This window comes from Virgibacillus ainsalahensis (assembly GCF_055380755.1).
Map to the genome: position 1 here is coordinate 3,772,430 of NZ_AP043943.1, position 24,044 is coordinate 3,796,473.

The 24,044-nt window shown below is 40.7% G+C and carries 21 protein-coding genes and 1 riboswitch; of the genes, 19 read left to right on the forward strand and 2 right to left on the reverse strand.

The window, feature by feature from the left end; all coding sequences use genetic code 11:
- Nucleotides 1-161 precede the first annotated feature (161 nt).
- From ACZ427_RS18720 to ACZ427_RS18760, 9 genes are all read left to right on the forward strand, one after another.
- Nucleotides 162-1,343, forward strand: a complete 1,182-nt coding sequence (locus ACZ427_RS18720) for an Alp7A family actin-like protein (RefSeq protein ID WP_461177315.1) — start codon at nt 162-164, stop codon at nt 1,341-1,343.
- Between the two features lie 9 nt (nt 1,344-1,352).
- The gene (locus tag ACZ427_RS18725) at nt 1,353-1,919 is read left to right on the forward strand and encodes a hypothetical protein (protein WP_461177314.1); all 567 of its coding nucleotides are present in this window, start codon (nt 1,353-1,355) and stop codon (nt 1,917-1,919) included.
- A gap of 276 nt (nt 1,920-2,195) precedes the next feature.
- Nucleotides 2,196-3,404, forward strand: a complete 1,209-nt coding sequence (locus tag ACZ427_RS18730; RefSeq protein WP_461177313.1) for a carboxylate--amine ligase — start codon at nt 2,196-2,198, stop codon at nt 3,402-3,404.
- A 17-nt stretch (nt 3,405-3,421) separates the two neighbouring features.
- On the forward strand, nt 3,422-4,165 hold the full coding sequence (cuyB, locus tag ACZ427_RS18735; RefSeq protein WP_464883484.1) for a cysteate racemase: 744 nt from the start codon (nt 3,422-3,424) through the stop codon (nt 4,163-4,165).
- A 216-nt stretch (nt 4,166-4,381) separates the two neighbouring features.
- On the forward strand, nt 4,382-5,863 hold the full coding sequence (locus tag ACZ427_RS18740; protein ID WP_461177311.1) for a Mur ligase family protein: 1,482 nt from the start codon (nt 4,382-4,384) through the stop codon (nt 5,861-5,863).
- A gap of 6 nt (nt 5,864-5,869) precedes the next feature.
- A complete protein-coding gene (locus ACZ427_RS18745; RefSeq protein ID WP_464883485.1) occupies nt 5,870-7,378 on the forward strand; it encodes a UDP-N-acetylmuramoyl-L-alanyl-D-glutamate--2,6-diaminopimelate ligase in 1,509 nt (502 codons plus the stop codon).
- A 23-nt stretch (nt 7,379-7,401) separates the two neighbouring features.
- Entirely contained in the window at nt 7,402-7,593 is a 192-nt protein-coding gene (locus tag ACZ427_RS18750) for a hypothetical protein (protein ID WP_461177309.1), read from the forward strand.
- 112 nt (nt 7,594-7,705) lie between these two features.
- Nucleotides 7,706-8,323, forward strand: a complete 618-nt coding sequence (locus ACZ427_RS18755) for a DUF421 domain-containing protein (protein ID WP_461177308.1) — start codon at nt 7,706-7,708, stop codon at nt 8,321-8,323.
- 225 nt (nt 8,324-8,548) lie between these two features.
- The gene (locus tag ACZ427_RS18760; protein ID WP_461177307.1) at nt 8,549-9,388 is read left to right on the forward strand and encodes an MBL fold metallo-hydrolase; all 840 of its coding nucleotides are present in this window, start codon (nt 8,549-8,551) and stop codon (nt 9,386-9,388) included.
- Between the two features lie 102 nt (nt 9,389-9,490).
- Here the strand turns inward: ACZ427_RS18760 and ACZ427_RS18765 are convergent, their stop codons facing one another.
- On the reverse strand, nt 9,491-11,086 hold the full coding sequence (locus tag ACZ427_RS18765) for a BCCT family transporter (protein WP_461177306.1): 1,596 nt from the start codon (nt 11,084-11,086) through the stop codon (nt 9,491-9,493).
- Between the two features lie 504 nt (nt 11,087-11,590).
- On the opposite strand from ACZ427_RS18765, the gene ACZ427_RS18770 reads away from it, so the two are divergent.
- The 6 genes from ACZ427_RS18770 (at nt 11,591) to ACZ427_RS18795 (ending at nt 17,218) form a co-directional block, all read left to right on the forward strand.
- Complete coding sequence (locus ACZ427_RS18770) at nt 11,591-12,484, forward strand: beta-keto acid cleavage family enzyme (RefSeq protein WP_461177305.1); 894 nt, start codon at nt 11,591-11,593, stop codon at nt 12,482-12,484.
- 1 nt (nt 12,485) lies between these two features.
- A complete protein-coding gene (locus tag ACZ427_RS18775; RefSeq protein WP_461177304.1) occupies nt 12,486-13,463 on the forward strand; it encodes a 3-hydroxyacyl-CoA dehydrogenase NAD-binding domain-containing protein in 978 nt (325 codons plus the stop codon).
- Nucleotides 13,464-13,478: 15 nt separating this feature from the next.
- A complete protein-coding gene (locus ACZ427_RS18780) occupies nt 13,479-13,955 on the forward strand; it encodes a thioesterase family protein (protein WP_461177303.1) in 477 nt (158 codons plus the stop codon).
- 313 nt (nt 13,956-14,268) lie between these two features.
- A complete protein-coding gene (locus ACZ427_RS18785) occupies nt 14,269-15,276 on the forward strand; it encodes an ABC transporter substrate-binding protein (RefSeq protein WP_461177302.1) in 1,008 nt (335 codons plus the stop codon).
- 161 nt (nt 15,277-15,437) lie between these two features.
- Nucleotides 15,438-16,421, forward strand: a complete 984-nt coding sequence (locus ACZ427_RS18790; protein WP_461177301.1) for an ABC transporter permease subunit — start codon at nt 15,438-15,440, stop codon at nt 16,419-16,421.
- Between the two features lie 2 nt (nt 16,422-16,423).
- The gene (locus ACZ427_RS18795) at nt 16,424-17,218 is read left to right on the forward strand and encodes an ABC transporter ATP-binding protein (protein WP_461177300.1); all 795 of its coding nucleotides are present in this window, start codon (nt 16,424-16,426) and stop codon (nt 17,216-17,218) included.
- A 73-nt stretch (nt 17,219-17,291) separates the two neighbouring features.
- On the opposite strand, the gene gdhA is transcribed toward ACZ427_RS18795, so the two are convergent.
- Entirely contained in the window at nt 17,292-18,680 is a 1,389-nt protein-coding gene (gene gdhA / locus ACZ427_RS18800) for an NADP-specific glutamate dehydrogenase (RefSeq protein ID WP_461177299.1), read from the reverse strand.
- Nucleotides 18,681-18,831: 151 nt separating this feature from the next.
- Here gdhA and ACZ427_RS18805 point away from each other — a divergent pair, with 151 nt between their 5' ends.
- From ACZ427_RS18805 to ACZ427_RS18820, 4 genes are all read left to right on the forward strand, one after another.
- The gene (locus tag ACZ427_RS18805; RefSeq protein ID WP_461177298.1) at nt 18,832-19,737 is read left to right on the forward strand and encodes a LysR family transcriptional regulator; all 906 of its coding nucleotides are present in this window, start codon (nt 18,832-18,834) and stop codon (nt 19,735-19,737) included.
- An 89-nt stretch (nt 19,738-19,826) separates the two neighbouring features.
- A riboswitch (cobalamin riboswitch) is annotated at nt 19,827-20,023 on the forward strand.
- 256 nt (nt 20,024-20,279) lie between these two features.
- Nucleotides 20,280-22,502, forward strand: a complete 2,223-nt coding sequence (locus ACZ427_RS18810) for a ribonucleoside-diphosphate reductase subunit alpha (protein ID WP_461177460.1) — start codon at nt 20,280-20,282, stop codon at nt 22,500-22,502.
- Nucleotides 22,499-22,933 (forward strand): flavodoxin, encoded by a 435-nt coding sequence (locus ACZ427_RS18815; protein WP_461177297.1) that lies wholly within the window; start codon nt 22,499-22,501, stop codon nt 22,931-22,933. The genes ACZ427_RS18810 and ACZ427_RS18815 overlap by 4 nt, the downstream gene beginning before the upstream one ends.
- Complete coding sequence (locus tag ACZ427_RS18820; protein WP_461177296.1) at nt 22,914-23,957, forward strand: ribonucleotide-diphosphate reductase subunit beta; 1,044 nt, start codon at nt 22,914-22,916, stop codon at nt 23,955-23,957. Before ACZ427_RS18815 ends, ACZ427_RS18820 begins: the two co-directional genes overlap by 20 nt.
- The last annotated feature ends 87 nt before the right edge of the window (nt 23,958-24,044 follow it).

Consider the following 24,044-nt stretch of genomic DNA (forward strand, 5'->3'; position numbering starts at 1 on the left):
AGCACACATGCTGTTCTAACAACGTAGACAAATAAGTAAACTTGTATACATTAATTGATTACAAGTAAACATAAAAGAACACGAAAAAAGTCTGATTGATTATTTTTCCAAAAACTATTACCCTATTAATAGTAAGTTTATTTTGAGAGGAGAAATATAATATGACAAAATCAAGAATCGCTGCAGTAGATGTTGGGAACGATGCACTAAAAGCAAATTTCGGACAGCTGGAGAATGATTTTTACATACCAAATGTTATTGCCCCTGATTTAGAAGACCGGCCGGTAATAGGAATTGAGGAATTGGATGAAAAAGAAGTAATGGATAATATCCATATACGTGTACACTCTCCGGCACTTGAAGAAAACAATATCATTTATCGTGTTGGTAACCTTGCAGCAAAGAGCAATAATTCAACAGAGCTTGATCCGGGAAGCAGTAAATCAGAAGAAGATCAAACACTTATTATGCTTTTCGCATCACTTGCACTAGATGCAGTATCAAGCAGAGCGTTCAGACCTTCGAATAATAATGTTATCGATGCAAATTACACCCTTGGTACAGGACTTCCATTACGTGAAGTAAAAGAAGGGAAAGATGTAGGTTATCGTTCTCAGTTACTTGGTTCCGTCCATCAGGTTGAGTTTCTTGTTACACCACAGCATCAAGGTAAGAAAGTGAATATAAAATTTGACGAAGTAAAGGTATACCCGGAAGGTTTTGCAGCATATGTAAACCTGATCATGGATAATGATTTGAAAGTTATTAATAAGGAATTAATCGACAAACAAATTTTAATCCAGGATATCGGTGGGCTTTCGACAGATATCGCTGTCATAAGAAATCGAAACGTGGATGATGATAAAGCACAGGGCTTCAATCTCGGTGTGTCGGAATCACTCGAAGAAATTCGTGAAGAAATCCGCTCCAAACATGGTGTTGAACTTGATAGCCGTCGTGATGTAGTCGATGTGATTACCCGTAAGAATGATCGTAACCATATTATGGTTAAAGGAAGCAGAACAAATGTACATGATATAACGGATCATATTTTGCTGGAACTTGCGAAAAAAGAATATCGCTTCCTCAGAAATGTCTGGCAGAAAAACTCACAATCTGAAATCTGCTATTTCGTAGGTGGAGGATCAGCGGTATTAAAAGAATATATTAAAGCACTAAATAATAAAATGGATGGTTTCAACATTGAATTTTTTGAGAATGAAAATGAAAGTATTTGGATGATGGCAAACGCGTATTACAAACTGATTAGCGATTTTGCACAGAAATCTGCTAAGCCTGAGAAGAAGGAAGAAGACAAAGCGACAACAAAAGCAACTAAGTAGGGTGAGATAATGGCTAACAAAAGTATAGAGCGGGGGCAGTCGATCACTTTTCGAGTCCCTTCTGATACACCTGATTACCTATTAAAACAATTGCAAAAGCTTAAGGATACGGAGCGCAGAAATTTCTCCAGCCAAATTGCGCAGTTTGTCCTAAAAGGCGTGAATGAAACCTACTCAAGAGAAAAGGAAACGATCACAATTCCTTTACCGAAACAGCTAACAAGGGAACAAAAAAGCTGGTTGAAGCATGAGCATTCCGAAGCGCTGATAGGTACGATTCTTTATCAGCTGCTGAGCGACCCTATGCGTGCAACGACGCTTCTTGCTTCCTTGAACAGTAATACAACGAATATTGATGAGGCTTTGTATTTGCAGGAGACAGAGCCGGTGGTTGAACAGGATAACGAGGAAGAACCACCGGAGGAAGTGGAGGAGGAAATCGCTGCTGCACAGGATAATCTGGATGATGTGAATATGGACATCCTGGAAGACATCCATGAACAGCAGGAAGAACCGGAGGAAGAAAATGTAGATGAAGATCCTCTGGCTGACTTTTTCTCAAGTATGAATAAATAAAGATTGGCTGGCCAAAAAGTAGGGCAACTTTTTGAGCCAGTCTTTTTTCATGCAATGTTTAAATACGAAATCGGTTTCGTAAATTCAAAGGTACCGTATGAGAAATATTGAAATGTTAATTTTATGTCGAAAACAATCCAAATGACCTAGTTATTCTATCCTTTTTATGTTAAACTTTTGAAAAGTTAAAAAAGTTGTCAATTATATAATCTATCGAGATCTAACTATACATCAATTAAAGGTGACATGATTACGATATTTTCTAGGGGGGACAATATGCGTAACAAAGCGGTTGTTTTAGGGACTAATTATTACATCGGATTAAGCGCAATAAGGTCTTTAGGTGTGCATGGGATTCATACGGTTGCAGTAGACTACTCTGAAAATGAAAGATACGGGGCAGAATCAAAATATTGTACAGAAAAAATAATTGTACCGCATTATAAGGATAAATCCCGGAACTTCATTGATGCTCTCATCAATTATGCAAAGAAACAAGATGAGAAGCCAGTTCTGATTCCTTGCCATGATTCATATGTCGAGGTGGTTGATGAATATTTGGACGAAATTCGAAACTACTATCTTATTCCGCAAACGGAGCAAGGTTTATATACAAGAGTAATGAACAAGGGAACCTTGCATTCCCTGGCGATGGAAAAGGGTATGAAGGTACCTGAAACTGTACATTTAAATGATGAAGATTTTTATAACAAGGTGGAAAATGAGCTTAAATTTCCTTGTCTGGTAAAGCCGGTAGATTCACCAAGCTTTGTGATGAAATTCAGAAGAAAATTATTCAAAGTACATTCAAGAGAAGAGCTTAATGAGGCCTTAGAAAAAGCTGAAGATGCAGGTTTGGAAGTAATCGTTCAGCGGATTATACCTGGTTCCGATGACCATATGCATACATTTGATGCCTACCTAAATCAGGATGCCAAGGTAACACATTGGGTTACTTGCCAAAAACATCGGCAATATCCTATAAATTTTGGGGCATCGGTTTATACTGTACAAAAGTATATACCTGAACTACAAAAGATTGGAACGGAATTTCTGGAGGCCATTGGATATAAAGGTTTTGCTGAAATTGAATTTAAAAAGGATGCGGAAACCGGTGAGTTCTACTTAATTGAAATCAATGCAAGAATTACGAATTTCAATCGCATGTTGCGCAAGGTTGGGATGAATGTTCCTTATATTACATATTTGGAACTTACCGGAAATCCTATAGAGTCAAGCGGCTTACAGAAAGACACGAATACTGCCTTTTGGTATGGCTATGAAGATATGTTAGCTATAAAAGGATACTTAAGAACAGGACAACTCTCATTGTCGACAGTGATGAAGTCATATTTCAGGCCTAAAGTATATGCTATATGGGATTGGAAAGACCCGAAACCTGCATTCTCGTATACTAGTAATCTTCTAAGGAAAATACTCACCAAGTCTGGAAGCAAAAATAAAAAACAAATGGTTAACAGGTAAAGTGGATGGCTATGAAGATGATGGAAGATAAAAAGTTGGGTGTGCTCGGAGGTATGGGCCCCGTGGCGACTTCGGTTTATTTTGAAAAGGTTATTGAGCATACAGATGCAGATAGAGACCAGGATCATATCGACATGGTTATTCTTAATCATTCCACATTACCTGATCGAACAGAAGTTATTCAGGAGCAAAAAGCGGAGCGGTTTTTGGGAGCTGTTAAAAAAGATTTGGAAGTACTTGATCAAATAGGAGTTTCCAACATTGCTATACCATGTAACACATCACATTACTTTTATAATGAAATGCAGGAAATGACAGATGCGAACATCATCAATATGATTGATGAGACCGCTAACTATATTTATGCAAACCATGGGGCAAATACAAAAGTTGGAATCTTAGCAACGAATGGAACAATTAATAGTGGGATATATCAAAAAAGTATCCATGCCCATAATCTCCAAGCTTGTATTCCAAGCACAACCGGACAGGAAAAAATCATGCGCACAATCTACAATGTAAAAGAGGACAAGCAGGTTTGTTCATCCGAGATTGAATCTATTATGGAGACGCTTATTCATAAGGAAAAGTGTGAATGTATCATCTTAGGATGTACGGAATTATCCTGTATCGAATGGAAGGATGAAATCAAGCCTTATTGCATAGATGCCATGGAAGTTCTTGTACATCGTTCGATTGAATTATCTGGAAAAAACATAAAACCGGCAGTAGAGTATACGTCCATTGCTGCAAATATATAGACGATTCGACTCACTCATTTATCGGGGTGAGTTTTCTTGTACCTCTTACCTATGGTAAAACGTGGGTGGGCTATGCTATAATTTACTGGTTTAGTATTGTATAATATGCGTAAATTAAAATGGCGAATCTGAGGAAATTTATATTTGAAATAAACGGGCAATGTATGGAATAGGCTTATGTATATAACAAGTGATTATTCGTAGGAGGCAGGAAAAATGAAATTAAAGCAGCTATTTCAATTCGTTGAACTCGCAGACAATCCGAATATTTATGATATTGATGTAAAAGGGGTATCCTATCACTCACAGAAGGTTTCTGAGGGAGATTTATTTGTATGTGTGCGTGGCTACAAGACAGACGGACATAAGTACCTTGCAGACGCCGCTAAGCGCGGTGCAGAAGTCGCTGTAGTAGAAGAATTTCAGGATCATATCGATATTCCGCAGTTTCGGGTAGAAAACGGCAGGATAGCCCTTGCGCGTTTAGGCGCAGCCTTTTACGGGAATCCGTCTGATAAATTGAAAATGATCGGTATTACCGCCACAAATGGAAAAACAACAACCTCGTATATGGTGGATGCTATACTGGAAAAAGGTGGGCTTAAAACCGGCCTGATTGGTACGGTGAACATTAAAAATGGAGAAACGTCCATTCCGGCAGAACTGACTACACCGGAGTCCCTGGACCTCCAGTACTATTTAAATGAAATGGTGGAAAACGATGTAACCAATGTAACAATGGAAGTCTCTTCTGCGGCATTGGAACAGCGCCGGGTAGAAGCGGTCAATTATGATATCGTTACATTGAACAATATCAGTGAAGAGCATGTTGACACACATGGTTCATTTGAAAAATATTTTGAAGTGAAATCCAGCTTGATAACAGATGCATCCGAAAACAGCTTTGCGGTTCTTAACCTTGATGATGCGTATTCTGCATCACTCATCGATAAAACAAAGGCGAAAGTAATTTCATTTGGCGTGAATAGCAAGGAAGGGCATGTACATTGTAAAGACCTTGACTTAAGTACAGGCAGGGCTAAATTCACATTTGAAATTTTACAGCCCTTTGACGTAAATGATGAAAAAATGGAACCGGGTGAATTTGCGGTTGAGCTGGCTGTACCCGGCCTGCATTCTGTCTATAATTCCATGGTTTCCATTGTTGTCGGCTTATTAAGCGGCGTTTCCGTTCCCAACATTCAGGAGGGATTAAAAAAGTTTGCTGGGGTGCCGAGAAGGTTCCAGTTTATTTATGAGGATAAATTCAAGATCGTTGATGATCACTTTGCGAACCCGGGAAATATTAATGTGACACTTGGTACGCTTGAAGTCATGGATTATAATAAGCTGCGGATGGTATATGCTATAAGGGGGCAAAGGGGCCCTGAAATAAACCGGGACAATGCTGAAGTAATTGCCCAATGGGCTGCAAAGCTTCATATAAATGAAATAATTGCAACGAGAAGTGTGTCACACACAACGGAAAAAGATAAAGTAACGGATGCTGAAGTAGAAGCTTTTTTAAACGTAATGGAAAAAGCAAATATTAACGTCATTCTATATGATGAGCTGCCTGATGCAATAAATGAATCCCTATCCCAGGTACAGGAAGAGGATCTGATTTTACTGGCGGGCTGTCAGGGTATGGACCATGCTGCAGAAGTAGTAAGTAATCAGCTTGGAGATTCGATGTAAGTGTGAATGAAAGATAATGTTTTAGGAGATGAAATAATGTTATTATCTTCCCTCGTACAAGGGCTTGAATATGACAGAATTCAAGGCAATTTAGATGTAGAAATACAGACCATTGCTTTCAATGATCAAGATGTTGTGGAAAATAGTGTGTTTGTCGCAATTTCAGGATTCACCGGAGATGGACATCTGTATATTGATGAGGCAGTTAAAAAAGGAGCAACAGCAGTCATTCTGGAAAAGGATGTCCCTGTTCATAAGGATATTACTGTACTGAGCGTAACCAATTCCAGAAAAGCATTGGCAGGAATGTCAGCAAATTTTTATCATAATCCATCAGACGAGTTGAATATGATAGGTATAACCGGTACGAATGGCAAAACATCCACCTCTTATTTTATTAAATCTATTTTTGAGGAGGCGAATGAAGCCATTGGTGTTATTGGTACAATGGGTACATTGATTAATGATAAGCTGATTGAAACGAAAAACACGACACCCGAGTCCCTGGATCTGCAGAAATCTTTTGTCAAAATGGCGGAATCAGGTGTAGACAATTGTATGATGGAAGTTTCCTCACATGCGCTGGATTTGGACAGGGTTGCTTTTACAAGCTTTAACACCGGTATTTTCACCAATCTATCACCGGACCATTTGGAGTTACACAAGAGTATGGATGAATATTTTGAAGCAAAAGCTAAATTATTTGAGATGACAAAAGACGTTAACATCATTAATGTGGATGATAAATATGGAAGAAAATTAGCTGATCGCGTAAAAGAGAAGCAGCCTGGCTTAATTACATATGGAATAAAAAACGCTGCTGATATCTATCCAACATCCATTGACTATGCATTTGATGGAACAACGTACACAGTCAACACACCGGAAGGAAATTTCAATGTGAGCGTACATCTCCCCGGAGAGATTAATGTGTATAACAGCCTGGCTGCGATTGCATGTGCCTATGCGAACGATATAGCATTTGAAACCATTCAAAAAGGCATCGAGCATGTTGAAGGAATCAAGGGTCGCATGGAAATGGTATATAAAAATAAGGATTTCAGAGTCATTGTTGATTTTTCCCATACAGAAGAGGCCCTTGAGAAAGCACTAAATACAATCAGGCCATATGTAAAAGGGAGACTCCTATTGGTATTTGGTGTTTATGCGGATAATAGTGAGAGCGGGAAAAGTAAACGCGCTGGCATGGCGAAAGTGGCGTCCCGCTATGCGGATTTGTCAATTGTCACCTCTGACAACCCGAAACAGTTTGATCCTGGATTAATTATTAAAGAAATCACAGAGGCGATGGACAAGCATCAGGGGGTATATCAAGCAGTTGTGGATCGAGAAGAAGCAATTCAATATGCCATAGAAATTAGCGAGGAGAATGACACAATATTGCTCGCTGGTAAAGGACATGAAACAACCCAGGTCATTGGTGACAGGGAGATCCCCTTCAACGAAACGGATATTGTATTGGAAACGATCAGAAGAAGTGAACAACCCGTATAACTGATGAAGTGAGGCGGTTAAAGATGAAAGCAATAAAGAAAAAAGAATTTGAAGCATTTTTGCTTGAATCATTTAAAGGTGGAAGCAGTGAAAGAGAGTTGCGATTGTCTGATGAAGAAGTAAATCAACTGCAATTGAAATTTCCGCAAGCCAAATTGACTGTGATGGAAGAGTCAGATACCTCGGGAAAATCCTGGTATGTAGTAAAACTATAATGATGAACTCACTCTTGGTAGGGGTGAGTTTTTTTTATTGCCCGGGGAATAATTCCGGCATAATTCGACAAGCTACTATAATAGAAGTCACTTCAAAGTGAGGTTGATGATTATGGAATTTGACTGGATTTGGAAAGCTGTCATCATTATTTTAGGTGGAACATTTTTACTGCGGATTGCAGGGAGAAAGTCAATCTCCCAAATGACACTGGCACAGACGGTGATTATGATCGGAATCGGTTCACTCCTTATCCAGCCGATAGCTGGTGAAAATGTATGGGTGACATTAGGTGTAGGGTTAATACTTGTACTAACATTGGTTATCATGGAACTGCTGCAGATTAAGGGAGACTTTTTCGAAAATCTGATTACCGGAAAATCAAAGGTTCTCATTGAAAATGGTGTGATTCAGGAAAAGAATTTAAGGAATTTAAGAATGACGGTGGATCAACTGGAAACAAACCTGCGCGTAAATAATGTAAAGCGCATCAGTGATGTGGAATGGGCGACACTGGAGCCGAATGGACAAGTGGGATTTGTATTAAAACAAGAAGCACAGCCTGTAACGAAGAAAGAACTGCAACAGCTCACAGAAAGAATTGAGCAGCTTCTCCATCAATCGACGCTTACGAATGCAAGTAATCCACTGCCACCCGAGGAGCAGGAGGATATATTTGCGGAAATACAACGCAAAAAGCATAAAACCACACCACCAAATCACTTGCAGTGAATTGGTGGTGTGGTTTTATTACATATAGGCAGGAAATAATGTTGTTAGATTTTAGTCCTGTTCGTCAGCTTCTTCTTTTTTTCTGGGGAATATCCCTAAGTAATAGACTGGAGACAATGCAAATACTACAGTTGAAAAAATAAAAGCACTCAAAGTTTTTTACTTAAGGTTAATTGGTTTGACTTTGGGTAAAATTTAATTGAAAGACATATTGGAGGTAAAAAAATGGCTGAAAATCGAAAGAAAGATATGTACATGCCAATGACTTCTGTAGGAAGCGGTAATCTGCAGATTGTAGCTGAAAATGTGCATTGCTATACCAATCAGATTGTCAATCTGTGCTTTGTGGGAGCGCCTGAGAAATCATCCGATTGGGTCTTAGTTGATACAGGAATGCCAACATCTGCTGAAAAAATTATCTCAGAGGCAGAGGAACTTTTTGGTGAAAAGACAAAGCCAAAAGCAATCATATTAACCCATGGGCACTTTGACCACGTGGGGGCTGTAGAAGAGTTAGTTGAAAAATGGAAAGTTCCCGTATACGCACATACATCGGAAATTCCTTATTTGACAGGTCAGAGGCGGTATCAAGATCCCGATCCAACAGTTGCCGGTGGCCTGGTCGCAAAATTATCTGGTTTTTTCCCGAATGAGCCGGTTGATTTAAGTGGCTCCATTCAAAAGTTGCCTGCTGATGGTACAGTCCCCCAAATGTCAGGATGGAAATGGATTCATACACCGGGCCATACATCCGGTCATATTTCTCTGTTCCGTGAATCTGATCGGACACTTATTGCAGGGGATGCCTTTACCACCGTGAAACAGGATGAAATGTTTGATGTAATGACACAGGAAAGAGAAATTAATGGGCCGCCAAGGTATTATACTCCGGACTGGGAGGCAGCAGAGGTATCCGTACAAAAACTCGTGACGCTAAGACCCGAGCAGGCTATTACAGGTCATGGTGTACCGATGGCAGGAGAAGAGCTTGCCAAAGGATTGGAGGAACTCGCAAATAATTTTAAAGAATTGGCAGTGCCTGAGCACGGGAAGTATGTGGAATAGAGTGGGAAAAAACAGTCCAAGCGTATAACAACGTTTGGACTGTTTTTTACTTTCTAAAAGGTTGCGACTGCGGTTACGCTTCCCACCAAAAAGCCAAGCTTTCTAATGTTTTCTATCCCTGGAATGTTCAACAATATCCCTCGGTTCCAAATGGATGGTTGGCGGCTGGTAATTTTTAGCCGCTCTTATGTCCCGGTTGGATGCTTTCATGAAAGACCAGGCGAGCAGGAGCATAATGAACATAACTGGGAACCCAGCCACAATACTCGCAGTCTGCAGCGTTTCCAGTCCGCCGATATACATAAGAACAAGTGGCATTAATGTCAAGGTGAAAGCCCAGAAAAGCCGATGCCAGCGCATGGGCTCTCCACCCTTAATATTCTTTTGCGCAACTGCGGCAAGAATATAGGAAGCGGAATCAAAGGTTGTTGACAGAAAGATGATGGCAAGGATGGTGAAGACAGCTACAATGATATTTGCCATTGGTAATTGATGAAGGATGGCAATGATAGCAGCAGGTGCACCAAATTCATTCATATGATGGATGACATCAAATGTTCCTGACAGCTGTAAATAAAGGCCGAAGTTTCCCATGATGCCGAAAAACAATACACAACCAAGTGTTCCATACACCATGGTTCCAAGGATCATTTCCCTAATGGTACGCCCCCGTGAAATACGGGCAACGAAAAGACCGACAAATGGTGCATAAACAACCCACCATGCCCAGTAGAATACGGTCCAGCTTTCCGGGAAATCCGTACCCTCAAAACCAGCTACATTAGCTAGCGGTTCCAGCCACGTGGACATACGAAAGAAATTATCCGCAATGACACCAAGACTTGTAAATGTTGTTTCACTAATAAAAACAGTTGGACCGAAAATGAAAATGAACAAAAGTATAAAAATAGTCAGCCATAAATTGATATCACTTAAGACCTTGATTCCTCTCTTTAAGCCGGAATATGCACTTACTGCGAAAATACCCGTACATAAGAGCATGATTGCCGTCTGGAGTCCGAGTGTGACCTCAAGTCCTGTAAGCTCGTTAACACCTTCCGCAATCATCGGTGTACCAAGGGCCAATGTCGTTCCCGCTCCTCCGAGTAAACCAAAGATAAATAAGACATCGATAACAACACCGAGCGGTCCATCGACATGCTTGCCTAAGACAGGCCGAACTGCTTCACTAATTTTAAGTACGGGATTTCTGCGGACGTAATAAAAGTAAGCAATGGGAAGTGCCGGTAACGTATAAATAGCCCATGCAAGAGGCCCCCAATGGAAGATACCATACGAAGATGCCCATTCAATTGCTTCATTTGATTCCGGTGTAGCACCAAACGGTGGCCCTTGATAATAATAGGCCCATTCAATCATTGCCCAATAAAGAATACTTGAACCAATCCCAGCAGAAAATAGCATCGCTGCCCAAGAAAAGGTGCCGAACTCTTTTTTGGATTCCTTTTTTCCAAGTTTAATGTTCCCATTTTTACTGAATGCTACAAACAAAAGGAAGATAAAAGCCCCAAACCCTAGAATGAGGTACAATACACCGAAATTGCCAGTCATAAAGCTGTTGGCCATGTTGATAACTTCCGTTCCTGCTTCAGGAAAAAAGATAAGTGGAAGTGTAACGCCCAGTAGAACTATTAATGCTCCAATAAATGTTGGCCAGTCTACTAATTTTGAATTCATATATAAAAATCCTTTCTGAGAGGTTGTGATAAAAACCAATCGTGTAATTTATAAAGTTTGTAAAGTTTATTGTTTATAAAGTTTACGTTGACCTATTTTCTATTTCCTTTATTATTCTCTAAAATACGGTGCAATATGCTGTTTTTAATTTTTTCCAAAGCATGGTAAAGTGTTCGGGAAGTGAAAATTAAGTGTATAAAGCGAATCATAAAAACCACCATATTGGAAAAATTAACAGCAGATGGGAATAAAAGCGCATGCGCCTTGAATACCAATACCCCCGACAACCTTTTAGGAAACTTGGCTAAATGCCCAAGCTTTTATGGCGATAAAACCAAAGTTCGCACTTAGGCAGTAGGATAGTTTTATACTTGATTAACTGCAGAGAAAGCCCGGGATGAAATACAGCAAAGAAATGAATGGGTGGATTATGATGACTGGAAGGAACATTTCGTTACCTTTTTATACCTGAAAATATAAATGATGATACAGGAGGAGATTATAATGAATAAAAATGTTATTTTGTCATGTGCGGTAACTGGAGCAGGAGAAACGACAGAAAAGAGTCCACATGTACCCGTAACACCGAAAGAAATTGCAGATTCAGCGATAAAAGCAGCTAAAGCGGGAGCAACAATCGCTCATATCCATGTTCGCGACCCGAAAACTGGAAAATTGAGCCATGATGTTAATCTTTTTCAGGAGACGGTTGAACGAATTCGTGAAGCTGATACAGATGTCATTATAAATATTACTGCAGGCGGTGGTGGAGATTTTGTCCCGAACGAGAAAAATCCTACAAGTGGTGGGGAAGGGACAGATATCCAAACACCTGAAGAACGCCATGAACCAGTTGGATTGCTTCAGCCTGAGATTTGTACACTTGATTGCGGCAGTGTGAATTTCGGAGAACAGGTATATTTCAGCCCGACAGATTGGCTTCGCAAACAAGCTCAATTAATTAAAGATAGTGGTGTAAAACCTGAACTGGAATGTTTCGATACAGGACATATTCGTTTTGCTAACCAATTGGCTCAGGAAGGACTCGTCGAAGGCAATCCAATGTACCAATTCTGCCTAGGGATTCCATGGGGAGCAGATGCGGATGCGGAAACGATTTCCTATATGAAGAGCCGTATCCCTGAAAATGCAGACTGGGCAGCGTTCGGTATCGGCCGCATGCAGATGCCGATTGTTGCAGAATCCGTACTGCAAGGAGGAAACGCGAGAGTAGGTTTGGAAGATAACCTGTATTTGAAGAAAGGACAATTGGCCACAAATGAGCAGCTTGTAGATAAAGCTGTTGGCATTGTGCAAAGTCTTGGAGCAGATATTATGTCACCAGCTGAAGCGCGGAAGCATTTAAATTTAAGAAATCCAAATGGAAAGGTAGAATAATATGACTGCACAGGAATCATTACCAGAAGTGAAAAATATTACAATCGTAGGAACCGGAGTTATTGGAAATGGCTGGATAACCCGTTTCTTGGCAAATGGTTATCATGTCACAGCGAGTGATCCGGATCCTGCAGCGGAAGAACGTACCCGCGAAGCAGTGAAACGTGCATGGCCTCAGATGGAGAAAGTCGGGCTGGCAGAAGGTGCTTCAATGGACCATCTATCTTTTGAAAAAGATTTAAAAAAGGCTGTGGCAGATGCTGATTTTATTCAGGAAAATGTTCCGGAACGCGAAGAGCTAAAACGGAAGGTTATTGCTGACATTGATCAGTTTGCACCAAAGGAAGCGATTATTGCTTCAAGTACATCCGGAATCCTGCCAAGTACATTGCAGGCTGACTGTGAAGCACACCCTGAACGGGTAATTGTCGCCCATCCATTTAATCCAGTGTATTTAATGCCACTAGTTGAACTCGTTGGCGGAAAGAAAACGGAGCATACTTTTATTGAAAAAGCGAAGGCGTTCTATAATGACATCGGGATGAAGCCACTTGTCATTCAAAGGGAAATCGAAGGACATGTTGCAGACAGATTAATGGAAGCAATCTGGAGGGAATCCCTTCACATCGTTAATGATGGTGTGGCAACAACAGAAGAAGTGGACGCATCCATCGTTTATGGCCCCGGCTTGCGTTGGGCATTAATGGGACCGTTTCTGACATTGCATATGGGTGGCGGAAAACAGGGGATGGCGCATCTGTTGGAGCAATTCGGACCGGCACTGAAGCTACCATGGACGAAATTGGAGGCCCCGGAATTAACCGATGAACTTGCGGATAAAGTGATTAGAGGTACTGAAAAACAGACAGAAGGTACAACGATGGAGGAAATGGAAGAGCGAAGAGACCAATTTCTGATTGAACTGCAGGAATTACTTGAAAAATATTGGCCTGCAGCAACAATTAAAGGCAAAATGTAGAATGGGGGGAACGGCATGTCAAACGCAAAAGTAATTATCAATGACAAGGTTCGCAAAGAGTGGATTGATTATAATGGTCATATGAATGATGCAGAATATGTGCGTGTATTCAGCTGGGGTGTCGACCAATTTATGAAATTGATTGGAATCAGCGACAAATTCCGTGAAGAGAGAAACTATACCATCTATACATTGGAAACACATGTCTGTTACCTGGCAGAACTAAAGTTGAACGAGCCAATTGAAGTACGGATGCAATTCATTGATTATGATGAAAAACGTGCACATGTATTTTTCGAATTATATGGCGAGGACGGCAAGCGTGCAGCAACAAGTGAGCAGATGTTAATGGGGATGGACCAGACTACAGGAAGAGCAGCACCGTTTCCACAAAACATTTTACCGAATGTGAAAGAATTGGCTGAAGCACATACACCAACCGAGAAGCCGAAAGAAGTTGGCAGAGTGATTGGGATTAAAAAGAAAAAATAAGGCTTGGGAAAGGCAATTTTCTTAAAGTTTGTTGCTATGTTTATAAAGGACAAGTAAACGGTGATAAAACATTTAATAAAGGGAATATGCAAGTGACCGAGAAAAGACATTACCGCTTTAAAGTGTACTCCTGTAAAGGACATTTTAGCTGGTAGTGTCTTTTTTTCAACGAAAAGAGCCTTTTTTAACTACTTTATCACATAGATGCTTTAAATCGTAAAAGTTTTTTCAAAATTGTATCGATAATAGTCAGAAAGTATGATATAATCACGTTTAATATTTATTGAATAATTCGAACAGGGGGAATTGCAAAATGAATAGGCTTTTACAGGCGTTAGCAATATTAAGTATTATTATATTAGCAGCTTGCGGTTCAAACGATAATTCAGGTGAAGCACAGACTGATGATACGGCTACATCTGAAGGAGGAGAAACCTATACGGTAGGAGCAACCCAAATAGTGGAGCATCCTTCACTTGATGTTGCATATGAAGGTTTTCAGGATGCATTAGAAGATGCCGGGCTGGAGGTAGAGTATGACTTCCAGAGTGCGCAAAATGACCAGAATAATGTCAAACCGATCTCCGATGGGTTTGTTGCAGATAATGTCGATTTAATCTTTGCGAATTCAACGCCAAGTGCGTTGGGTGCATTACAGGCAACAAGCGATATTCCGATTGTTTTCACATCGGTTACTGATGCTGTTGATGCCGGGCTGGTGCCATCAATGGATGAAGCCGGAGAAAATATAACGGGTGTTGTCGACCTTCATCCGGATCAGATTGAAGCAACTGTTGAGTTTATTGATGAGAATTTTCCTGATTCAACTGTAGGGATGGTCTACAATTCAGGTGAGCAGAATTCTGTAAACCAGGTAGAAGCGGTAAAGACAGCCGCAGAGGAAACGAGTATATCGGTAGAGGAACGTACAGTGGCGAATTCATCAGAAGTCCAACAGGCAGCGACAACGTTAATAGAAGACGTGGACCTATTTTATATTATTACAGATAACACGGTAGTTTCCGCATTGGATAGTGTTACCAGTGTGGCAAATGAACAGGATATTCCACTCATTGTTGGGGAGCCCGATTCACTTGGAAAAGGCGGATTTGCTACATTCGGTATCGATTATCATACGATAGGCTACCGTACCGGGGAAATGGCTGCCAACATTTTAACAGGTGAAAAGACAGCAAGTGATATTCCGGCTGAGTATCCACCGGAGATTCAATTGTTTATCAACAAAGAGGGAGCTGAGGAGCAGGGAGTCGAATGGAATGAAGAATGGGATGATACTGCCGAATTTGTTGAAACGGAATAAATCGATTGGTGTTTTAAAGGAGCCGGTGTATAATCTGGATCCGAAATTTCTTGCAGTCAGGAAAGCATAAGTTTTGCCAACTGCATAACTATAACTAACGTGTATGATTACACTTTTCGAAGCCTAGTTTCCAACATCATGAATAATACGGGGGGAGAGTTATGTTTTTATCACTATTTGGTGCTGTTGAATCAGGTGTTATCTATGCTCTTATGGCACTAGGCGTTTATTTAACCTTCCGTGTTCTGGACTTTCCGGATTTAACGGTGGATGGAAGTTTTGTAACGGGGGCTGCTGTTGCTGGAATAGCTATTGTCAATGGCTTGCCTCCCGTTGTGGCTACAGGGCTTGCTGTGATTGCAGGATTCTTGGCAGGCTGCATTACCGGGTTATTGCATACAAAAGGAAAAATCAATGCATTATTGGCCGGTATTTTGATGATGACAGCATTGTATTCAATTAATTTACGAATCTTAGGACAGCCTACATTATCAATGCTCAATGAAACGACGTTATTTACACAATTAGAGTCGGTTTGGGCTGCCCTGGGAATCGACGCATTTTTTAATGGCGCATTGTCCGTATTCGGTTTGGAACGGCTGCCCGCAACCTGGGCGATTGTAATTCTTATGTTTATATTGACATTCATTATTAAACTATTGACGGATTTTTATTTGAAAACAGAAGTTGGTCTGGCACTTCGGGCGATTGGGGACAATAAGCGGATGATTCGCAGTCTCTCCGCGAACACAGATACACTGACAATTATCGGAGTTGGTTTATCTAACGGACTTGTCGCGCTTTCCGGTGGATTGATTGCTCAACTGGGTGGATTTGCGGATGTTAACATGGGGATTGGTATGATTGTTATTGGTCTTGCCTCTGTGATTATTGGTGAAGCATTATTTGGCACGAAGACGATTGCCAGAGCAACCCTTGCAGTAATTGGTGGTGCAATTATTTACCGGATAATCGTTACACTTGCACTAAGAGCGGATTTTCTGGAAACAGGAGATATGAAAGTAATCACTGCGGTTATTGTAATTGCTTCCCTGATTACACCAAAAATTCTCCGGGCAAGAAAAGAAAGAAAACGCCGGTTGCAAAAACGTGAACAACTCAATCGTCAAATAAGGGGGGCGTAAATATGCTTGAATTGAAAAATATTTCAGCTACCTTTAATGAAAATACGCCGGATGAGAAAAAGGCATTGGATAATATTAATCTGGAAATGGAATCAGGAGATTTTGTTACTGTCATTGGCAGTAATGGTGCGGGGAAATCTACGTTGATGAATGTTATATCCGGGGCTACTCTACCAGATGTCGGGGATATCTTTATCGGTGAGAGACAGGTTGTCCACCTGCCGGAATATAAGCGATCCACTCTCATAGGACGAGTGTTCCAGGATCCGATGGCAGGTACAGCACCTTCTATGACAATTGAGGAAAATCTGGCGATGGCCTTTTCCCGAAATAAGAAAAGGAAATTGCGGCTCGGGGTGACAAAAAAGCGCAAAGAAATGTTCCGTGCCTATCTGGAGTCATTAAATCTGGGGCTGGAAGACCGCTTAACGGCAAAGGTCGGGCTTTTATCGGGTGGGGAAAGACAGGCGCTTTCCCTATTGATGACTACTTTCACGGAGCCAAATATCCTCATGCTGGATGAACATACAGCAGCATTGGATCCTTCCCGTGCAGAGTTAATTACCAAATTGACTGCTGATGTGGTACGTGACTCCGGACTAACGACACTGATGGTAACACATAACATGCAGCAAGCCTTGGATTTGGGTAATCGATTAATTATGATGGATAAGGGACAAATCATTTTTGAAGCAAGTGGTGAAGCAAAACGGGAGCTGACCGTAGGAAATCTGTTGCATGAATTTCAGCGGATTCGTGGTACACAGATTGAAAATGACCGGGCGGTTCTGGGATAAGTACTCAATAAAGTATAGAAAAACACAGGAGCATGTGAATGCATCCTGTGTTTTTAATAGATTCGTATTTATTTTAAATAACACCCTGTGCGATCATGGCATCAGCAACTTTCTTAAATCCGGCAAGATTAGATCCTGATTCCAAATTGCCTGGAGTTCCAAATTCGTCTGCTGCAGTTATACAGTTTTGATAGATATCTTTCATGATTTCCTGTAACTTTGCATCAACATCCTCAAAACTCCAAGCCAACCGCATGCTGTTTTGTGCCATCTCCAGAGAAGATACTGCAACACCGCCGGCATTTACCGCTTTTGCAGGGCCAAATAAAATATCATTTGTTATAAATACATCGATCGCTTCTGCAGTTGAAGGCATATTTGCACCTTCTGCTACTGCTTTTACACCATTATTAATAAGGATTTGAGCAGTTTCCTCATCAATCTCATTCTGTGTTGCACATGGCAGGGCAACATCACAAGGAATAGACCAGATACCTGCACATCCCTCAAAGAAAGCTGCTTTCGGATGTTTCTCTAAATACTCATTGATTCTTCCATTGTTCTCTTCTTTAATTTCTTTTACGGTATCAAGATCAATACCGTTCTCATCATAAATATAGCCGTTTGAGTCACTGCAGGCAACAACTTTGCCGCCTAGTTGTATTGCTTTTTCCATTGCATAAATGGAAACATTTCCGGAACCTGATACAACTAGTCTGGATCCGTCAATGGACATCCCTTTATCTTTTAACATTTCCTGTACAAAATAGATTGTTCCATACCCGGTAGCTTCTTTACGGGCCAAGCTGCCGCCATAATCCAGTCCTTTTCCGGTAATAACACCACCTTCAAAACTTCCGCGGATTTTTTTGTACTGTCCGAACATATAACCGATCTCTCTAGCACCTACGCCAATGTCTCCTGCTGGTATATCTGTATCCGGTCCAATATATCTGGCGAGTTCTGACATGAAGCTTCGGCAAAAGCGCATAATTTCATTATCTGATTTTCCTTTCGGATCAAAGTCAGCTCCGCCTTTACCGCCACCAATAGGCTGGCCTGTCAGGGAGTTTTTGATGATTTGCTCCAGTCCGAGGAATTTGACAATACTCAGGTTTACAGAGGGGTGAAAACGCAATCCGCCTTTATATGGCCCAATTGCACTATTAAACTGTACTCGATAACCACGGTTCACCTGTACATTTCCCTCGTCGTCGACCCACGGAACACGGAAAGTAATCACGCGTTCAGGTTCAACAAGTTGTTCAAGGATTCCTTTTTCCATATAAACCGGATATTTTTCAAAAATGGGGATAAGCGATTTGAAGATTAATGCGACCGCCTGATGGAATTCAGATTCATTAGGGTTTCGCATTACTACGGTATTATAAACTTTATCCATATATTCTTGGACGATTTTCTTTCTGCCAGTGTTACCTGTTTCTTTTGTAATACTTATCATAATGGATCTAGAACCTCCTAAATTATTTTATTTTAATGTGTCCGTAAATACAACATATGATATACTTTACATTAAAAAATTAATCGAAACAATATAAATAATAGATAAAACTGATGCCATTATGAGATAATAAAAGGAAGGGGGGAGTATATTGGAACTAAAACAGATCAAATATTTTATTGAAGTTGCGAAACGGGAACATGTGACAGAGGCTGCCCATGCCATGCATATCGCGCAATCTGCAGTGAGTAGGCAGATTTTTAATTTGGAAGCGGAACTTGGTGTTGATCTTTTTATACGAGAAGGGCGTACTGTGCGTCTAACAACAATTGGCAGAGTTTTTCTTGAACATATGGAACAAGCGATGTATGTTATTGATGACGCAGCACAGGTGATTGAAGAATATACAGATCCGGAGCGGGGAACTATTCATGTCGGTTTTCCCAGCAGTTTATCTGCATATATTCTCCCAACTGCCATTTCAGCATTTCGGGACCACTACCCAAATGTTAAATTTAAATTAAAACAAGGATCCTATCATAAATTAAAAGAAGCCGTAATTAATGGGGAAATTAATATGGCGCTATTGGGGCCTGTCCCCATGAATGAAAAAAAACTGCAGGGATCTATTTTATTCACAGAAAATATCTTCGCATTATTGCCGGTGAACCATTCTCTTGCAGAAGCTTCCTCCTTAAATTTGAATCAATTGCGCGAGGATTCATTTATATTGTTCCCTCAGGATTATGTGCTAAGGGATCTCATCATCAATGCCTGCACGCAGCTGGGGTTCAGCCCAAATGTCTCCTTTGAAGGGGAGGACATTGACGCAATTAAAGGTCTTGTTTCAGCAGGGCTCGGGGTTTCCCTGATTCCGGAAATTACCTTAATTGATAATTTGCCGCGTTCGACTGTTAAGATTCCGGTCACCGAACCAGATGTCACCAGAACGTTAGGTGTTATTATTCCTAAAGACCGTCAATTATTGCCGACAGAAAGAGTGTTTTATGAATTTTTGAAGGAATTCTTTATGCGTCTGGAAAAATTCCAGCATTAATTTGTGTTGGTTAAATGTTTGCTTTCCATAATTTAATATGATAATGTTTAATACAAGATATTGATAACTAATTAAAATTTAATACCATATGTTGTGTAATGAGTTAAGGTGACATATTGATGTCTGAAAAGGGAATCCAGTTATAAGCTGGAACTGCCCCCGCAACTGTACGTGTGGACGAAAAAGATATCCACTGTATCGCAAGCTGAAAAGCGATGATGATACGGGAAGGACTTTAGTAGGGAGAAGCATAAGTCAGGAGACCTGCCATAACTTGAAGTTTCATTTCTCCGGGGTGAGAGAAGGTGAGGCGGTGGAGATATTGACTTTTGTCGTCTGAAAACCGTTCATCCCAGGGGTGAACGGTTTTCTTAGCTTGGACGAAGGAGCGCGGAACTAGCAGCATGGAGCGCAGGAGTTTTTACGATGAACGCCGGTGTTCACGGAGTAAACGCTGGCCCTTGGAATCTAAAAAATAGAACTGCACTCAACCGGGAAAAACTGTTTTATACATACGAGGAGGTACCACTATGCTAACAAAAATGACAACGTTGGAAGAAAGCATTAGTCAAATGATTGATAAAGCATCAATCGGTTTATCCATCAACACAGAAAGTTATAAAGAAAAATCTTTAAGAATGTTAAATACCGCCAATTTTTCAGCAAAAACAGTAGATATGCTAATTAAAAATGCATTGGAAAATATTGATGAGGCTGAGCCGGATTGGACATACCTGGCTGCAAGAATCTATTTACAGCAACTGTACCGGGAAGCTTCAGAGAATCGTAACGATGAATCTACTAATCTATATGGAAACTTTTATCAGCTTATCGAAACATTGACAGAGCAGGGGATATATTCATCCGCTATCCTTTCAAAATATACAAAAGATGAAATCGACCATTTTGCAGAGCAGATCCAACCGCAAAATGATTCCCTGTTTAATTATTTGGGTATCTACAGCCTCGCCACACGTTATCTAGCAACAGATCATGAGAAAAATACGTTCGAATTGCCGCAGGAACGCTGGATGATTATATCCATGTATCTGATGCAGGATGAGGACCAGTCGCATCGATCAAAGTTTGTAACAGAGGCTTACTGGGCGCTTAGTAATTTGTATATGACAGTGGCAACCCCGACACTTAACAATGCTGGTAAAACACATGGCCAATTGTCCAGCTGCTTCATTGATACGGTGGATGACAGCCTGCAAGCAATTTATGACAGTAACACAGATATTGCCAAGCTTTCCAAGAATGGTGGCGGAATCGGCGTATATATGGGGAAAATCCGCAGCAGGGGAAGTACAATTAAAGGTTTTAAAGGCATGTCGAGCGGAGTCGTTCCATGGATTAAACAACTTAATAATACAGCTGTAAGTGTCGATCAGCTTGGAACAAGAAAAGGGGCTATTGCGATTTATCTCGATATTTGGCACAGAGATATTGAGTCCTTTCTCGACCTCAAATTAAATAATGGTGATGATCGCATGCGTGCACATGATATTTTTACCGGTGTAAGTTTGCCGGATCTTTTCATGGAAAAGGTGGAGAAACGTGAAGACTGGTACTTGTTCGACCCTCATGAAGTGCGTCAGACCATGGGGTATTCCCTTGAGGATTTTTATGACGAAGAAAAAGGAAATGGGTCGTTTCGGAGAAAATATGAGGAATGTGTCGAAACAGAAATTTTGTCGAAACGAAAAGTTCCAGCAATCGACATCATGAAACGAATCATGAAGTCACAGCTTGAAGCAGGCACACCGTTCATGTTTTACCGGGATGAAGTGAATCGACAGAATAGCAATCCGCATCATGGGATGATCTATTGTTCTAATTTGTGTACCGAAATTACGCAAAATCAATCACCGACGGAATTTATTGAGGAATTTGTTGAAAATGAGAATACAATTGTAAAAAAATATAAGGCCGGGGACTATGTTGTATGTAATTTGAGTTCGATTAATCTGGGGAAAGCTGTACCCGATAATGTTCTGGAGCGTTTGATAAAAATCCAGGTCCGCATGCTGGACAATGTTATCGATTTGAATACACTTCCAATCAAACAGGCGCAGCTCACCAATCAGAAGTACCGTGCGATTGGGCTTGGAACATTTGGCTGGCATCACTTGCTGGCAAAGGAAAACAAAGAATGGGAAACAGAGGAAGCGGTCATTCGTGCAGATGAATTGTATGAAAAAATTGCGTATTTGACGATTAAAAACAGTATGGAACTGAGCAGGGAAAAAGGAAGCTATCCGGCGTTTGAAGGAAGCAACTGGAGCACCGGCGCATATTTTCGCAATAAAGGCTATAGTGGTGAGCAATGGGATGAACTCCGTGAAGATGTAAAAGAATACGGCATACGTAATGGTTATCTTATGGCTGTCGCTCCAAACTCTTCAACTTCAATGATTGCAGGATCAACGGCAAGCATCGATCCGGTTTTTAAACCGTTTTATCATGAGGAGAAAAAAGATTTTAAAATTCCTGTCACTGCACCGGATATGACGCATCAAACCTATGATATTTACCGCCGCTCTGCCTATATTCTCGATCAGCGCTGGTCAGTCAGACAGAATGCAGCTAGACAAAAGCATGTGGACCAGAGTATTTCATTTAATTTCTATGTACCGAATACCATCCGGGCATCGGTATTGCTTGATTTGCATCTACAGGCATGGAAGGAAGGATTGAAGACAACGTATTATGTTCGATCAACATCCAATGATGTCGAAGAATGTGAGTGGTGTGAAAGTTGAGAGCTTTAATTGCTTATTTATCATACAGTGGAAATACGGAGGAGGTTGCTCTTCTCATTTCTGAACGACTTCAAAGGGAAGCGACTGAAGTCGAAATGCATCGAATCGGGATTGATGCGCCAATTGATCCATCAAGCTATCATATTATCTTCCTTGGTACGTTCACCTGGGAGACTGGCAGCACACCAGATGAAGTGAAGGATTTCATTCTGGAAATCGGTTATAAACCGGAAAATATTGTCGTATTTGGAACAGGCGATACCCAATTTGGCGGGGAATCACTATTTTGCAAAGCTGTGGATAAATTGGTTACATTCTATAACAGTAAATATTCTGGTTTGAAAATAGAACAATCCCCACGAGGGAGTCAGGAACAGTTAATAGAAGATTGGATAGAAGGAGTGTTGCATGATGCCAAGAGCTATGCTTGAAAAGGTAAAAACATTGGAACCGCGGAATCCAAATAAATCGACAGCAATTTTTGGCGGAAAATCGAGTGGGATTTTAAATTGGAATGATATCGCTTATCCACATTGGTACAAAATGTACAAACGGCTTGTCGGCAACTATTGGCAAGCAGATGAGGTAAATATGTCCGGGGATGTGAAGCAGTTTTCCACATTATCCACAAAAGAACAGGATGCATACCTGAAGATAATTGGATTGTTATCCACACTGGATGGACCACAGACAAGGACTGCACTGCTTTTGTCCTTATATGCATCAGACCCGTCTGTTCAGTCAATTTTGGCAGTGATTGCTCAACAGGAAGCAGTGCATAATGAGAGTTATTCCTATGTGCTGTCATCTGTCGTGTCATTGGATGAGCAAAATGAATCGTTTCAGCTTGGCAGGGTGGACCCTGTCCTGTTGAAACGGAATGAAAATCTAATCCGACAATATAATGCTTTCGTTGAAGAACCGACAAAGGAGAATATACTGAAAACACTGGTATATACTTCGCTACTTGAGGGGATGTTCTTCTACTCCGGGTTTGCATTCTTCTATAACCTGGCACGCCATAATAAAATGGTCGGTACCTCCACAATGATTAGCTATATAAACCGTGATGAATTGGAACACGGGCGCTTTATCTCGGAATTATTCCGTGCCACCCTGGATGAAAATCCGGAACTGAATACGGAGGAATTTACAGAGTGGATTTATGACCATTTTAGAGAATCGGTAGATCTGGAAATTGAATGGTCCAACTATGTATTAGCCGAATTAGATGGCATTGATTTGGAGGAAATGGCCGGATATGTCAAATATCGGGCAAACAAGATGCTGCGAATGATGGGGTTAAGTGATATTTACCCACAGCATGTGGATAATCCGATGAAGTGGATCCGTGCATATGTGGATAATTTTGATGGAACCAAAACTGATTTCTTTGAACAGAAGTCGAGACAGTATACGAAGACGAGTGATATGAATGGATTTGATGATTTGTAGGTACGCCTATGGAGGCGATATTAAATCAGGCAATCAAAATATTGCATATCAGTAAAATAGTAAGAAGAGGAAATCGGCCTTGACCGA

Coding starts and splice junctions, on each gene's coding strand:
- ACZ427_RS18765 (WP_461177306.1), bottom strand. CDS start 11,086: ATGAATTCAAAATTAGTAGACTGGCCAACATTTATTGGAGCATTAATA.
- ACZ427_RS18780 (WP_461177303.1), top strand. CDS start 13,479: ATGTCAAACGCAAAAGTAATTATCAATGACAAGGTTCGCAAAGAGTGG.
- ACZ427_RS18795 (WP_461177300.1), top strand. CDS start 16,424: ATGCTTGAATTGAAAAATATTTCAGCTACCTTTAATGAAAATACGCCG.
- gdhA (WP_461177299.1), bottom strand. CDS start 18,680: ATGATAAGTATTACAAAAGAAACAGGTAACACTGGCAGAAAGAAAATC.
- cuyB (WP_464883484.1), top strand. CDS start 3,422: ATGATGGAAGATAAAAAGTTGGGTGTGCTCGGAGGTATGGGCCCCGTG.
- ACZ427_RS18785 (WP_461177302.1), top strand. CDS start 14,269: ATGAATAGGCTTTTACAGGCGTTAGCAATATTAAGTATTATTATATTA.
- ACZ427_RS18820 (WP_461177296.1), top strand. CDS start 22,914: ATGCCAAGAGCTATGCTTGAAAAGGTAAAAACATTGGAACCGCGGAAT.
- ACZ427_RS18745 (WP_464883485.1), top strand. CDS start 5,870: ATGAAAGATAATGTTTTAGGAGATGAAATAATGTTATTATCTTCCCTC.
- ACZ427_RS18760 (WP_461177307.1), top strand. CDS start 8,549: ATGGCTGAAAATCGAAAGAAAGATATGTACATGCCAATGACTTCTGTA.
- ACZ427_RS18720 (WP_461177315.1), top strand. CDS start 162: ATGACAAAATCAAGAATCGCTGCAGTAGATGTTGGGAACGATGCACTA.
- ACZ427_RS18775 (WP_461177304.1), top strand. CDS start 12,486: ATGACTGCACAGGAATCATTACCAGAAGTGAAAAATATTACAATCGTA.
- ACZ427_RS18750 (WP_461177309.1), top strand. CDS start 7,402: ATGAAAGCAATAAAGAAAAAAGAATTTGAAGCATTTTTGCTTGAATCA.
- ACZ427_RS18790 (WP_461177301.1), top strand. CDS start 15,438: ATGTTTTTATCACTATTTGGTGCTGTTGAATCAGGTGTTATCTATGCT.
- ACZ427_RS18755 (WP_461177308.1), top strand. CDS start 7,706: ATGGAATTTGACTGGATTTGGAAAGCTGTCATCATTATTTTAGGTGGA.
- ACZ427_RS18730 (WP_461177313.1), top strand. CDS start 2,196: ATGCGTAACAAAGCGGTTGTTTTAGGGACTAATTATTACATCGGATTA.
- ACZ427_RS18725 (WP_461177314.1), top strand. CDS start 1,353: ATGGCTAACAAAAGTATAGAGCGGGGGCAGTCGATCACTTTTCGAGTC.
- ACZ427_RS18770 (WP_461177305.1), top strand. CDS start 11,591: ATGAATAAAAATGTTATTTTGTCATGTGCGGTAACTGGAGCAGGAGAA.
- ACZ427_RS18810 (WP_461177460.1), top strand. CDS start 20,280: ATGACAACGTTGGAAGAAAGCATTAGTCAAATGATTGATAAAGCATCA.
- ACZ427_RS18740 (WP_461177311.1), top strand. CDS start 4,382: ATGAAATTAAAGCAGCTATTTCAATTCGTTGAACTCGCAGACAATCCG.